Origin of the sequence: Sinorhizobium fredii USDA 257 (genome assembly GCF_000265205.3) — a bacterium.
Lineage (GTDB): Bacteria > Pseudomonadota > Alphaproteobacteria > Rhizobiales > Rhizobiaceae > Sinorhizobium > Sinorhizobium fredii_B.
The window spans coordinates 1-12,231 of the sequence record NC_018000.1 but is presented as its reverse complement, the minus strand read 5'-3'; the positions used below and the strand labels follow the sequence as shown (position 1 = coordinate 12,231).

The following is a 12,231-nucleotide window of genomic DNA, read 5'->3' as shown; positions in this document are numbered from 1 at the left end:
GAGATAAGGATGCTGCAAGCGGGTGGTCATTGGCGCAACTGGGTCGGCAATCAGTCGTGTATCGTCCGTCACCGGGGCGTGCCGGGGAGCGAAGCGGAACTTGCCGAGATGGTGCGGCAAGCGACGTCGGCCGGTCTCAACGTGCGCTGCGCCGGCTCCGGCCACTCCTTCACGCCCGTCGCCTTGACCAGCGGCTTGCACCTGACGCTTTCCGGCATGCAGGGCGTAGCCAATATCGACCAGACGCGCAAACGCGTGTCGGTGAGTGCCGGGACGACGATCAACCAACTCGGCAAGGCGCTGAAATCGAACGGCCTGTCGCTCATCAACCAGGGCGATATCGACAGCCAGGCGCTGGCCGGCGCGCTGACCACCGGCACGCACGGCACCGGCGCGGCGCTCGGCAACATGGCGTCGCAGATCGTCGGCATGCGCCTCGTCCAGCCGGACGGCTCGATCCTCGTCGTCGACGAGACGACCCCGGATCTCTTGGAGGCGTCCCGCGTCTCCGTCGGCATGCTGGGGGTCATCTCAGAAATCACGCTGCAGGTGATGGACAGCTACAACCTGCACGAAAAGCTCTGGCGCTGCGACTTCGACGAGTGCATGGAGCAGCATGACGAACTCGCCGCCAAGCACCGTCATTTCGGCTTCTTCTGGTGCCCGGTTCCCGAAAGCCGTCATTGCTACTGCCTTCCAGATACGTCGTCCGTCTCGACGACGGAGAAGACCGCCGACGTCTGCGAAATGAAGGTGATCGACATCACCGATCGGCCGCCGATGGATGACGCCTTCGAACGGATCGCCTATTCCTCGGAAATCTACCCGATCGAATATGTCCCCAACTTCCACGAGCTCGAATATGCGGTGCCGGTCGCGCACGGCAAGGAGGCCGTCAAGGCCGTGCGCAAGCTGATGCTCGAAAAGCACCCGACCTGCATCTATCCGATCGAATACCGCTTCACCGCCGGCGATTCCGGCTGGATCAGCCCGTTCTACGAGCAGGACTCGATCACGCTCTCCGTTTCCGGCGAGCCCGGCACCGACTATTGGGACTACCTGAAGGACGTCGACACGATCCTGCGCCAATACGGCTCGCGGCCGCATTGGGGCAAGCTGCACTTCCTCGGCGCCGAAGACGTGACGGCGCTCTATCCGCGCTCCGGCGATTTTCGGGCGCTAAGGGCGAAGGTCGACCCGGAATGTCGGTTTCTAAACGACCACCTACGGCAGCTCTTTGCCTAGGGCAACCCAATCTGGCTGGCGAGCATGCCGTTGAATTCAGCGGTTCGGCGGTTTGCAAACTCGCTGTCGGGCGGGCCTTTGCTTCTGGCCAATCTCCCTCCTCGTGGGGGAGATTGCCCGGCAGGCAGAGGGGGTATCGACCCCTTTTCCGACTTCAGCGGCAGCAATCGGATCGGATTTCCGCCTTAGCTCCAAATAGGCAAACGCCGCGCATCCGGGGAAGGCGCGGCGCTCTTTTCATAGTCTTAATCCGCGTCCGCCGTCAGGCGGCGGGCGTTTCGCTTTCCGCTGCGGCGACCTTCGGGCCGCCCTTGGCGACACCGACCATGGCCGGGCGCAGGACTCGTTCGCCGATCGTGTAGCCGGCCTGGACGACCTGAACGACCGTGTTGTTCGGGACCTCGGCGTTCGGAACTTCGAACATGGCCTGATGGAAGTTCGGATCGAACCTCTGGCCGGTCGGGTCCAACTGCTTCACGCCGTGGCGCTCGAGCGCCGCCAACATGGAGCGTTCGGTCATTTCGACGCCTTCGATGAGCGCCATGAGGCCGGCATCGCCGGATTCCCTCGCCTCGGCCGGAATGGCCTCCAGCGCGCGGCGCAGATTGTCGGACACGGCCAGCATGTCGCGCGCGAAACCGGCAACGGAATAGGACTTTGCGTCCTTCACCTCGCGCTCGGTGCGGCGGCGCAGATTGTCCATCTCGGCGGCGAGGCGAAGATATTTGTCACGCAGCTCCGCACTTTCCGCCTTGGCGAGCTCCAGCGCATCGGGCGCAGCGGCGGAAGCATCGGCTTCCGGCGCTTCCGCTTCCGGCGCGGCCGTCGTTACAGTCTCTTCCGGCGCTGCAGCCTCAGGTCCGTTCTTGTTCGTTTCGTCGGTCATGACGTTCTCCGAATGTCTTCTCATTGATGTGTTCGGCATCATCAAACCAGCGGAAGTCGCTTTGCTTGAACGCTCTGTTGCCTGGATTTGAAGCCGATATCGAGGTTTGGGCCCGAAAAATCAAGGGTCCAATCGGTCTATCGCCCAAAAGGATTCGCTCAGCGCGATAGGCGCGACATCAGCTGGGCAGTGTAATCCACCATAGGGACGATCCGCGAATAGTTGAGCCGCGTCGGTCCGATGACCCCGACGGCGCCGATGATCCGGTCGTCGCTGTCGCGATAAGGGGCGACGATCAGCGACGATCCGGAGAGCGAAAACAGCTTGTTTTCCGAGCCGATGAAGATGCGCACTCCGGGGCCGCTTTCTGCAAGATTGAGGAGTTCGATCAGGCTGTCCTTCTTTTCGAGATCGTCGAACAGCATGCGCAGCCGTTCGATGTCCTCGGTTCCTTCCAGGCCCTCGAGCAGATTGGCACGGCCGCGAACGATGAGTCGTGCCGGCTTCTCGTCGCCCTCGCTGCCCGACCAGATCGCAAGCCCCCGCTCGACCAGATCCTGCGACAGCGCGTCGAGTTCGCCGCGCACGGTCTGCTTGACCTTCTCGAGTTGGGACCGCAGTTCGGGGATGGTCTGCCCGGCAAGATGGGCATTGACGAAGTTCGCCGCTTCGGTGAGCTGTGCGCTGGTGACGCCCGCCGGCAGCTCGATGATGCGGTTCTCCACCTGGTCGTGCTCGCCGACGAGAACGGCAAGCGCCTTGGTCGGGGCGAGGCGGATGAATTCGACATGCTTCAGCACCGGATCGCTTTTCGTCGTGATGACGAGGCCGGCGCCGCGGGACATGCCGGAAAGCATCTGGCTTGCCTCGGCAAGAAGGCTGTCGATCGGCTGATCACGTTCTGCGCGCCGCACCTGCCGCTCGATCGAGGTCCGCTCTTCGGGGGAAAGACTGCCGACCTGCATGAAAGCATCGACAAAGAAGCGCAATCCCGTCTGGGTCGGCAACCGTCCTGCGCTGACATGAGGGGAATAGATGAGCCCCAGACCCTCGAGATCGCTCATGACATTGCGCACCGAGGCCGGCGACAGCGACATCGGCAGGAGCCGCGAGAGATTGCGGGACCCGAGCGGCTCGCCGCTTTCCAGATAGGTCTCCACGATGCGGCGGAAGATCTCGCCGGAGCGCTCATCCAGCGTCGATGCGACCCCCTTCGTTTCAGGGTTGCGCAGTACCATGTCACTCCATGCAAACAGCCGTTCGTGTCCCCGCAGAATATAGTGGCCAGCGGGGACAATGGCAAAAGGGAAAAATCACCGCCCTGTCCCGATACGAACCGGTTCCCTTTACCCCCGCCATGATCTAGAAGGCTCAGCAGATAAATAGGAGTCGACGATGCGGCCATCGGGCAGAAAAACCGACCAAATGCGCAAGGTTTCCTTCGAGCGCAATTTCTCCAAGCATGCGGAAGGGTCCTGCCTCGTGCGCTTCGGCGACACGCATGTCCTGTGCACGGCGAGCCTCGAGGAAAAGGTTCCCGCCTGGCTGCGCAACGGCGGCAAGGGCTGGATCACGGCCGAATACGGCATGCTGCCGCGGGCGACCGGCGAGCGGATGAGGCGCGAGGCGTCAGCCGGCAAGCAGAGCGGCCGCACGCAGGAAATCCAGCGGCTGATCGGCCGTTCGCTTCGAGCCGTCGTCGACCTGCCGGCGCTCGGCGAGCGTCAGATATCGATCGACTGCGACGTGATTCAAGCGGACGGCGGCACCCGCACCGCCTCGATCACCGGCGCCTGGATCGCGCTGCACGACTGTCTGAAATGGATGGAAGCGCGCAACATGATCAAGCTCGAAAGGGTGCTCAAGGACCATGTCGCCGCCATTTCCTGCGGCATCTTCGCCAACCAGGCGGTTGTGGACCTCGACTATCTGGAAGACTCGGCCGCTGAGACCGATGCCAATTTCGTCATGACGGGCAGCGGTGGACTGGTCGAGATCCAGGGAACGGCGGAAGGAAAACCCTTCACGGAGGAAGAATTCGCAAGCCTGATGCAACTCGCCAAGGACGGCATTTCCGAGCTCGTCGCGTTGCAGAAGCAGGCGATCGCCGGCTAGGGCTGCGCGGGCGCCTACGCCCGGGTTCCCTGAAATTCGAGAGGATCGACGTTGGCTCCCGCTCTTGAAGGCATCCTCGAAACCGCGCTCTACGCGGATGATCTCGACGCCGCCGAAGCGTTCTACGGCAACGTGCTCGGCCTTGAGCGGATCACCCGCGTCGGCGACCGCCATGTCTTCTTCCGCTGCGGCGACGGCGTGCTGTTGATCTTCAACGCGGCGGAAACGATGAAGCCGCCCGCGACCGGCGCGCTGCCCGTGCCGCCGCATGGCACTAAGGGCAAGGGGCATATGTGCTTCCGCATCGCGGCAGAGGCGCTCGACACCTGGAAGGCGAAGCTGGAGACGGCTGGCGTGGCGATCGAGGCGGATATTCGCTGGCCGAACGGCGCCCGCTCCTTCTACTTCCGCGACCCGGCCGGAAACAGTCTGGAGTGCGCGGAACCCGGCCTCTGGGCAATCGATTGATGCGGGTTTGAAGTTTGGACGGAACAAGAATAGATGCGCAAACTCGGTGACAAGACGCTCGTGGTCGCGAGCCACAATGCCGGCAAGATCCGCGAAATCCGCGACTTGATCGGACCGCTCGGCTTCGAGGCAAAATCGGCCGCCGATCTCAATTTCATCGAGCCGGAGGAAACCGGCACGACCTTCGAGGAGAATGCGGCGATCAAGGCACTGGCCTCGGCCAGAGCCTCCGGCCTGCCAGCGCTTTCGGATGATTCCGGCCTTGCCGTCGATGCGCTCGGCGGCGCCCCCGGTGTCTACACCGCCAATTGGGCGGAGCGCGAAGACGGCAGCCGCGATTTCGCCATGGCGATGGAAAGGGTCGAGAAGGCGCTTCAGGAGAACGGAGCTACTGAGCCGGAGGATCGGACGGCCCGGTTCGTCTCGGTGCTCTGTCTTGCCTGGCCGGACGGACATGTCGAACTCTTTCGCGGCGAGGTCGAGGGCAAGGTCGTCTGGCCGCCGCGCGGGACGAGCGGCTTCGGCTATGATCCTGTGTTCCAGCCCCAGGGCTACGACACCACATTCGGCGAGATGAGCGCGGAAGAAAAGCACGGCTGGAAGCCGGGCGACAGCGAAGCGCTTTCGCATCGCGCCCGCGCCTTCAAGCTCTTTGCCGAGACCTGCCTCGGCGCCTGAGAAACCAATGATCCAGACGGTCCCGCTTTCGGCAATCGGTGACGGCATGGACCCCGGCTTCGGGGTCTATGTGCACTGGCCGTTCTGCGCAGCCAAATGCCCCTATTGCGACTTCAACAGCCATGTCCGCCACCAGCCGGTGGACCAGCCGCGCTTCATCGCTGCCTTCCTCCAGGAAATGGCGTCGGTGCGGGCGCTGTCCGGCCCGAGAACCGTGACCAGCATCTTCATGGGCGGCGGCACGCCGTCGCTGATGGAGCCGGCGACCGTCGGTGCGATCCTCGAGGGCATCGCCCGGCACTGGCATGTGCCGGACGGCATCGAGATCACCATGGAGGCCAATCCCTCGAGCGTCGAGGCGACGCGCTTCCACGGTTACCGGGCGGCCGGCGTCAACCGCGTCTCGCTGGGCGTCCAGGCTCTGAACGACCGCGATCTCAAATTCCTCGGCCGGCTGCACAATGTCGAGGATGCGCTGAAGGCGGTACGGCTGGCGCGCGAGATCTTCCCGCGCATGTCCTTCGACCTGATCTACGCCCGTCCGAACCAGACCGTCGAGGAATGGGAGCGCGAGCTGAAGGAAGCGGTATCCTACGCCGTCGACCATCTCTCGCTCTATCAGCTCACCATCGAGGAGGGCACGCCCTTTTTCGGGCTGCACAAGGCAGGCAAGCTGACCGTGCCGGACGGCGAACAATCGGCGGTGCTCTACGAGGCGACGCAGGAGATCACAGCGGCGATCGGCATGCCCGCCTATGAGGTCTCCAACCATGCCCTGCGGGGGGCGGAAAGCCGCCACAACCTCACCTATTGGCGCTACGGCGACTATGCGGGTATCGGCCCCGGTGCCCACGGGCGGCTTACGGACGGCCCTAGCAAGATTGCGACTGCAACGGAACGCAATCCCGAGGCATGGCTGCGGCTCGTCGAGGAGCGCGGCGAAGGCATCACCGAGCAGGAGCCGCTCGACCTCGAGGCGCAGGCCGACGAATTGCTGCTGATGGGCCTGAGGCTTCGGGAAGGCGTCGATCTCGCTCGCTGGCAGACACTTTCCGGCCGCGATCCGGATCCCGACCGCGAACAGTTCCTCATCGAGCACGGCTTCATCGAACGCATCGGCAATTCACGCCTGCGCTGCACTCCAGCCGGCATGCTCATCTTGGACGCGGTCGTAGCCGATCTCGCCTGCTGAAAATTGAGAGCGCGGCGGCCGTGTCATAGCGCCGTTCGCTTGCAGGAACGTTCAGTCGTTCAGTCATGTGTATCGCCCGAGAGCGGCGTCGCCCGCATAGAAGGGCGCCGCTCGAACTGGTCGAACCACCGGTTCAGCCTCGGTCGGTTGTGAAAGGACGGCAGCGCGCGGAACGCCATCCAGGAAAGCGCCGTAGCCCGCGCAATATGGCCGACATGCAGCGGCGCATTGAAGTCCGGAACCGTCTCCAACCAGTCATAGGTCGCCTCGATCTTTTCGGTATAGCCGTCCCGAAGCGCACCGTAGCGCAACGGTTCCGGCCGCCGCACGGTTTCCCAGCGTAGCGCTATGCCGGTCTGCGCCAGACCTTGCGCGACCGATTGCAGCGTCAAAGCCTGCCACCGGCAATCACCGCTCTCTGGAATGAACTTTCTGCCATCATGGATGGTGTCGAGATAGGCGCAGATCACGTCGGAATCGAAGATCGGCGCCCCTTCGGTGCGCAGCAGCACGGGCACCTTGCCGAGCGGATTCTCGGCGTAAACCCGATCGTTGCGCAAGGTCGGGCTCGTCTCATGATGAAGGATCTCCAGCCGGTCCGCGATCCCGGCTTCGTTGGCAAAGACGAGCGTCTTACGGGCAAAGGGAGAGTGGGTCTGATAATGCAGGATCATGTTACCTCGCGTGGGCCGTCCATCGGCACTTCGCGAAGATTAAGAAATCAGCCGCAAGAATTGCGCTCTGTTTCACCGCCCGACGCACAAGTTCGTTCACGCCGGGCGGTAGCTTATGCCCCGCCGGTCTCGTCAGTCGCTCTTCTTCACCGGAGCGACGATCCCCCATGTGACGCCGAAGGGGTCGCGCAACTGGCCGTAATAGTCGCCCCAGAAGGCGATCTCCAGCGGCATCGTCACTTCCGCCCCCGCGGCCACCGCGCGCTTCCACCAGAAATTGGCGTCGTCGACAATGAGGTGCAGCACGAAGCCCTCCGGCGGCTTCCAGGGAATGCCGAATTCCGGGAAGGGATCGTTCAGCATCAGCGCGCCGCCATTGATCGTCAGGTGGCAATGAATAAGGCGCTTGCCGTCCTCGGCATACTTGCGGTCCTCCTCCTTGGCGCCAAAGGCACGGCTGTAGAATTTGGCAGTTGCGTCCGCATTCTCGACGTTGAGATAAGCGACGACGCCGGCCATCGGCGGATGCGAGGGCGCGTCCCAGTCGACCTGCGACGTAGGATCGAGGTCGATCGCCGCCTTGACGCTTCCGTCCATATAGAAGGGGACGGATTCATGCTGATGAGCGATCTTCCATCCCTTGTCGGTGCGCTTCAGACCGAGCGTCTGGCGGTACCAGAGCGCCGGTTTGTCGCCATTTTGCTTTTCGCCGGAGAGATGCGCCAATGCCGTGGCGAACGCGACGTCATCGCTTGACGAAATCTCGAGGTCCTGAAGCCGGTAGCCGAGCGGACCTTTCCATGTCGAAAACCACTGCTCAAGTTCCCCGGCACCGGCGTCCGAGGCCTTGAGCGGCGGCGCCAGAGAAAAGACCAGGCAATCCTCCGTGCCGTGGGAAAGGACGCGGCCCGCATCCTTCTGCCGCATGGCCTCCGCCCAGTCTTCGATCACTGCGCGAATCTCCGCGGCGTTGCTGCTCTCGGTGATGGACATGAATTATCCTCCTCTCAGAGTCTTGCGACGAGTGCGGCTAGCTGGTCGGCGCATTGGCCCCAGCCCTCGTGAAAGCCCATCTTCTCGTGGGTCTCGCGGTCCGCGACGCTCCAGTGGCGGGCGCGAGCGGTGTAGCGGGTCTTCCCGCCCTCGTCCTCAAAGGTCAGGATCGCCGTCATGAACGGCTTTTCGGAGGGCTTCCAGGCTTCCGTATATGCGTCCGTCATGACCAGCTTCTCGTTCGGCACGACCTCCAGATAGACACCCTGATTGGGATAGAGCTCGCCCTCCGGCGATCGCATGACGAAGCGGTTCGTGCCGCCTGGCCTGACGTCGAGCTCCGCTTCGGTGATCGTCCACGGCAAGGGAGCGAACCATTGCTTCAGGAGCTCGGCATCCGTGAAGGCGCGATAGACCTTTTCGCGCGGTGCATCGATCAGGCGGATCAGAACCAGTTCGCGGTCATTGATGGGGTCGATTTCGGTAGCTGCAGTCATTTCCAATTCCTCCGTGGTGGGTTCGAACCTAGGACGACCGGGACGTTCGGATTCCGACAGCTGCCGACGACGTTTTATTGTTTTTCTTCTGCCGGCGTTATCGAAGCGATCGCGTCGGCCTCCAGGTGGTCGAGCTGCTTGCGGATATAGGCGGCCTCGGCGGCATTGGTGGCAAGCGCGATCGCCCGGTCGAAGGCGACGCGCGCCTCGCGGCTGCGGTCAAGCTGCTTGAGCAGGCCGCCGCGCAGGCCGTGATAATAGAAATAGCTGGAGAGCCTATCGGCGAGCGGTTCGACCAGCGCCAGCGCCGCTTCTGGCCCGTCGCGTTTCGACACGGCGACCGCCCGGTTGAGCGTGACGACCGGCGATGGCTGCAGCCGCTCGAGCGCTTGGTAGAGCAGCTCGATCTCGTTCCAATCCGTCAGCTCCGGACGCTCGGCGCGTGCATGCAGCGCTGCGATCGCGGCCTGAATCTGGTAGGGCCCGGGGCGACGATGACGTATCGCCTTGTCGATCATCGCCAAGGCCTCGGTGATCATCGGCCTGTTCCACAGCCGCCGGTCCTGGTCCTCGAGCAGGATGATGGCGCCATGAGCGTCGAAACGGGCGCGCGCGCGCGAATGCTGGAGGAGCAAAAGCGCCGTCAGCCCCATGATCTCCGGCTCCGACGGAAACAGCCGGAGCAACAGCCGGGACAGGCGGATTGCCTCGTCGCAGAGATCGGCGGAGACCCCGTCCGGGCCGTTCATGGCCGAATAGCCCTCGTTGAAGACGAGGTAGATCATCGTGGCGACCGCCGCGAGCCGCTCGGCGCGGTCGGCGGCGTCGGGCGTTTCGAACGGGATGCCGGCGGCAGCCACTCGCGCCTTGGCGCGGGTGATGCGCTGTTCCATCGCCGCCTCGCCGACAAGGAAGGCGCGGGCGATCTGCTTGACGGACAGGCCGGAAACGATCCGGAGCGCCAGTGCGATCTGCTGGGTGGCCGGCAGGGCCGGATTGCTGCAGACGAAGAGCAGCCGCAGGATATCGTCGCGGTAGTGCGCCCCGTCGAGGCGGTCGGCCAGTTCGCTCTCCCGGTCCTCGAGATCGGAGAGCAGCTCTTCCGGCGGCAGCGCCGTTTCACGCGCTTGCCGCCGCACCTTGTCGATACCGCTGTTGCGGCCGACGAAAATCAGCCAGGCGGCAGGATCGCGCGGCGGTCCGTTCTTCGGCCAGGTCTTCAATGCCCGGATGCAGGCCTCCTGGAAGGCCTCTTCCGCCAGATCGAGACTGCGGAAATAGCGCAGCAGCGCGCCCATTGCCTGCGGCCGCGCGGATACCAGGGCAAGGTCGATCCAGGCCGTGTCGGTCATGGGGCAAGCTCACCCGGTTTGAACAGAGACAGGGGGCGAATCTCGTAGGAACCCGCGGCCGGATTGGCGGCACTCAATTCGCGGGCGAAATCCAGCGCCTCATCGAGCGATACGCAATCGATCAGGTAAAAGCCGAGCAACTGCTCCTTGGTCTCGGCAAAGGGACCATCCATGACAACGGTCTCTCCCCGGCTGTGGCGCAATGTGGTGGCCGCGGTCGTCGGCAGGAGCCGCGCGACGGGGCCGAGCTTGCCGGCCTCGACATACTTTCGCTGGACGGCGGTAAGATCACGCATGACCTTGTCCTCCTCCTCCTGGCTCCAGGCGCTCGTTACGTCTTCATTGTTGTAGCAAAGCACAGCGTAAAGCATCGAGACCTCTCCCGCTTCGATCAAAAGGACGAATGACGAAAGAGATAGCCGACAAACGGGACGAAAAAAATGCCATCTGGCAATGCGTCTGACTTCGAGCCAAGCGGCGTTTCGGTTGCCGGCCATGCTGTGGAATACAAGTTGCCGGCAGCTTCGCACAAAAAAGCCCGGCTAACCCGGGCCCTTCGTAAGCTGTAGATTACACAAACGATCGCACCTACTCGTTGATCAGTCGTTTCAGGAGCTCGACTTCGTGGCTGAGCTTTGTGTCGCCGGCGATCAGTTCCTCGATCTTGCGTACCGCGTGCAAAACGGTCGTGTGATCGCGGCCGCCGAAACGGCGGCCTATTTCCGGGAAGGAGCGCGGCGTCAGCGTCTTCGACAGGTACATGGCGATCTGGCGCGGCTTGACGATGACGCGCGTGCGGCGGTTCGAGACCAGTTCCTGGCGCGAGACATTGTAGTGCTTGGCGACGACCCGTTGGATATCCTCGATGCGGACGCGGCGCGGCTCGCCGGCATTGACGAGATGGCCGAGCAGCTCATCGACACGCTCGATCGACAGCTGCGGCTCGAAGGAGCGGCGGAAGAGGAGCTGGTTGAAGGCCCCTTCCAGCTCGCGGCCGCTGGCTGTGACATTGCGCGCTACATGGCTCAGGATATCTTGCGGAATGTCGAGCGATGCATCGTCCTGGCGGGCCGCTTCGAGACGGCGCTTCAGCATTTCGAGGCGCATGTCGTAGTCAGGCCCCTCCATCTCGATCGCCACGCCGCCCTGCAGGCGCGAACGAACGCGGCTGTCGAGCGATTCCAGCTCCCAGGGCGCCCGGTCCGCCGCCACGACCACCTGTTTGGCCGAGTCGAGCAGCATGTTGAGCAGATGGCAGAATTCATGCTGGATCGACTTGCCCTGCAGGAACTGCATGTCGTCGATGACGAGAAGATCGATATTACGCAGCGATTCCTTCAGCGACAGCGCGTCGTTGTCACGGATCGCGGTGGCGAAACGCCACATGAAATATTCCGCCGTAAGATAGACGACACGCGGCGCCCGTGCGCTTTGCAGCGCAGCAAGCGCGACCGCCTGCAATAGATGCGTCTTGCCGAGGCCGACGCTGGAATGGATGAACAGCGGATTGAAGCGCACGGCGCCGGCGCCGGCCTCCGCGATCGTGCGCGCCGCAGCAAGCGCCACGCGGTTGGACGAGCCCTCGACGAAGCTCTCGAAATTGTAGCGCTGGTCGAGCGGCGAACCGAAAAGCGGCGCCTGCGTCGGCCTTGCGGCGGCTGCGACCGTGGCAGCGGCAGCGGCGACCGGCTGTGGCGAGGCCGCACGGCGGGCAGGGGCAGCCGGCGCCGGTTCGGCTGCCGCAAGCACTGCCTCTTCGTGAACCGCCGGACGCTGGCCGCGGGTCGCGGTACGGACGAGGACCTCCACCTTCAGGATCTCACCGTCTTCCTGCTGGAAAAGGTTGGTGATCAGATCGAGATAGCGATTGTTGATCCACGACTTCAAAAAAGTCGTAGGCACCGACAGGCGCACGACACTTTTGGATACCGAATGGAGCTTGAGACGCCCGAACCAGCTGGCGAAGACATCCGGACCGACCTGGGCTTTTAAACGCGCACTTACCCGCTCGAAAAGTGCGTCATGCCGCATGTTGTGCTTTTCCCCCGCCGCCTGAGACTGATTGCTTCCGGCCTGAATTCCTTCAGACGCCGTCGCCAAATTCATCTGCATTTTGCCGCCTTCCAATATC

Annotated in this window: 13 protein-coding genes; 5 read left to right on the top strand and 8 right to left on the bottom strand. The window is 63.3% G+C overall.

Annotation, left to right across the window (positions count from 1 at the left end):
* Positions 1 to 9: 9 nt before the first annotated feature.
* The gene (locus USDA257_RS00065; protein WP_014760820.1) at positions 10 to 1,245 is read left to right on the top strand and encodes a D-arabinono-1,4-lactone oxidase; all 1,236 of its coding nucleotides are present in this window, start codon (positions 10 to 12) and stop codon (positions 1,243 to 1,245) included.
* 262 nt (positions 1,246 to 1,507) lie between these two features.
* Here USDA257_RS00065 and grpE read toward each other — a convergent pair whose 3' ends face one another.
* Positions 1,508 to 2,131: a nucleotide exchange factor GrpE gene (gene grpE / locus USDA257_RS00060; protein WP_014760819.1), complete on the bottom strand. Its 624-nt coding sequence runs from the start codon at positions 2,129 to 2,131 to the stop codon at positions 1,508 to 1,510.
* A 158-nt stretch (positions 2,132 to 2,289) separates the two neighbouring features.
* Positions 2,290 to 3,369: a heat-inducible transcriptional repressor HrcA gene (hrcA, locus tag USDA257_RS00055; RefSeq protein WP_014760818.1), complete on the bottom strand. Its 1,080-nt coding sequence runs from the start codon at positions 3,367 to 3,369 to the stop codon at positions 2,290 to 2,292.
* A 157-nt stretch (positions 3,370 to 3,526) separates the two neighbouring features.
* Between hrcA and rph the strand changes: the two genes are divergently transcribed.
* The 4 genes from rph to hemW are packed head-to-tail and all read left to right on the top strand — an operon-like array spanning position 3,527 to position 6,584.
* On the top strand, positions 3,527 to 4,246 hold the full coding sequence (gene rph, locus USDA257_RS00050) for a ribonuclease PH (RefSeq protein ID WP_014760817.1): 720 nt from the start codon (positions 3,527 to 3,529) through the stop codon (positions 4,244 to 4,246).
* Between the two features lie 51 nt (positions 4,247 to 4,297).
* Positions 4,298 to 4,714, top strand: coding sequence for a VOC family protein (locus USDA257_RS00045; protein WP_014760816.1), 417 nt, complete (start codon positions 4,298 to 4,300; stop codon positions 4,712 to 4,714).
* 33 nt (positions 4,715 to 4,747) lie between these two features.
* The gene (rdgB, locus tag USDA257_RS00040; RefSeq protein WP_014760815.1) at positions 4,748 to 5,392 is read left to right on the top strand and encodes an RdgB/HAM1 family non-canonical purine NTP pyrophosphatase; all 645 of its coding nucleotides are present in this window, start codon (positions 4,748 to 4,750) and stop codon (positions 5,390 to 5,392) included.
* 7 nt (positions 5,393 to 5,399) lie between these two features.
* Positions 5,400 to 6,584, top strand: coding sequence for a radical SAM family heme chaperone HemW (hemW, locus tag USDA257_RS00035; protein WP_014760814.1), 1,185 nt, complete (start codon positions 5,400 to 5,402; stop codon positions 6,582 to 6,584).
* Between the two features lie 59 nt (positions 6,585 to 6,643).
* Here hemW and USDA257_RS00030 read toward each other — a convergent pair whose 3' ends face one another.
* From USDA257_RS00030 to dnaA, 6 genes are all read right to left on the bottom strand, one after another.
* Positions 6,644 to 7,258 carry a glutathione S-transferase family protein gene (locus tag USDA257_RS00030; RefSeq protein WP_014760813.1) on the bottom strand — a complete coding sequence of 205 codons (615 nt, stop codon included), beginning with the start codon at positions 7,256 to 7,258 and terminating at the stop codon, positions 6,644 to 6,646.
* 132 nt (positions 7,259 to 7,390) lie between these two features.
* A complete protein-coding gene (locus USDA257_RS00025; protein WP_014760812.1) occupies positions 7,391 to 8,251 on the bottom strand; it encodes a nuclear transport factor 2 family protein in 861 nt (286 codons plus the stop codon).
* A gap of 14 nt (positions 8,252 to 8,265) precedes the next feature.
* Complete coding sequence (locus tag USDA257_RS00020; protein ID WP_014760811.1) at positions 8,266 to 8,748, bottom strand: SRPBCC family protein; 483 nt, start codon at positions 8,746 to 8,748, stop codon at positions 8,266 to 8,268.
* 74 nt (positions 8,749 to 8,822) lie between these two features.
* Positions 8,823 to 10,100: an RNA polymerase sigma factor gene (locus USDA257_RS00015; RefSeq protein WP_014760810.1), complete on the bottom strand. Its 1,278-nt coding sequence runs from the start codon at positions 10,098 to 10,100 to the stop codon at positions 8,823 to 8,825.
* Entirely contained in the window at positions 10,097 to 10,471 is a 375-nt protein-coding gene (locus USDA257_RS00010) for a YciI family protein (protein WP_014760809.1), read from the bottom strand. Before USDA257_RS00010 ends, USDA257_RS00015 begins: the two co-directional genes overlap by 4 nt.
* 217 nt (positions 10,472 to 10,688) lie before the next feature.
* Entirely contained in the window at positions 10,689 to 12,131 is a 1,443-nt protein-coding gene (gene dnaA / locus USDA257_RS00005) for a chromosomal replication initiator protein DnaA (protein WP_014760807.1), read from the bottom strand.
* Positions 12,132 to 12,231: the final 100 nt, after the last annotated feature.

Coding starts and splice junctions, on each gene's coding strand:
- USDA257_RS00065 (WP_014760820.1), top strand. CDS start 10: ATGCTGCAAGCGGGTGGTCATTGGCGCAACTGGGTCGGCAATCAGTCG.
- grpE (WP_014760819.1), bottom strand. CDS start 2,131: ATGACCGACGAAACGAACAAGAACGGACCTGAGGCTGCAGCGCCGGAA.
- hrcA (WP_014760818.1), bottom strand. CDS start 3,369: ATGGTACTGCGCAACCCTGAAACGAAGGGGGTCGCATCGACGCTGGAT.
- rph (WP_014760817.1), top strand. CDS start 3,527: ATGCGGCCATCGGGCAGAAAAACCGACCAAATGCGCAAGGTTTCCTTC.
- rdgB (WP_014760815.1), top strand. CDS start 4,748: ATGCGCAAACTCGGTGACAAGACGCTCGTGGTCGCGAGCCACAATGCC.
- hemW (WP_014760814.1), top strand. CDS start 5,400: ATGATCCAGACGGTCCCGCTTTCGGCAATCGGTGACGGCATGGACCCC.
- USDA257_RS00030 (WP_014760813.1), bottom strand. CDS start 7,258: ATGATCCTGCATTATCAGACCCACTCTCCCTTTGCCCGTAAGACGCTC.
- USDA257_RS00025 (WP_014760812.1), bottom strand. CDS start 8,251: ATGTCCATCACCGAGAGCAGCAACGCCGCGGAGATTCGCGCAGTGATC.
- USDA257_RS00020 (WP_014760811.1), bottom strand. CDS start 8,748: ATGACTGCAGCTACCGAAATCGACCCCATCAATGACCGCGAACTGGTT.
- USDA257_RS00015 (WP_014760810.1), bottom strand. CDS start 10,100: ATGACCGACACGGCCTGGATCGACCTTGCCCTGGTATCCGCGCGGCCG.
- USDA257_RS00010 (WP_014760809.1), bottom strand. CDS start 10,471: ATGCTTTACGCTGTGCTTTGCTACAACAATGAAGACGTAACGAGCGCC.
- dnaA (WP_014760807.1), bottom strand. CDS start 12,131: ATGCGGCATGACGCACTTTTCGAGCGGGTAAGTGCGCGTTTAAAAGCC.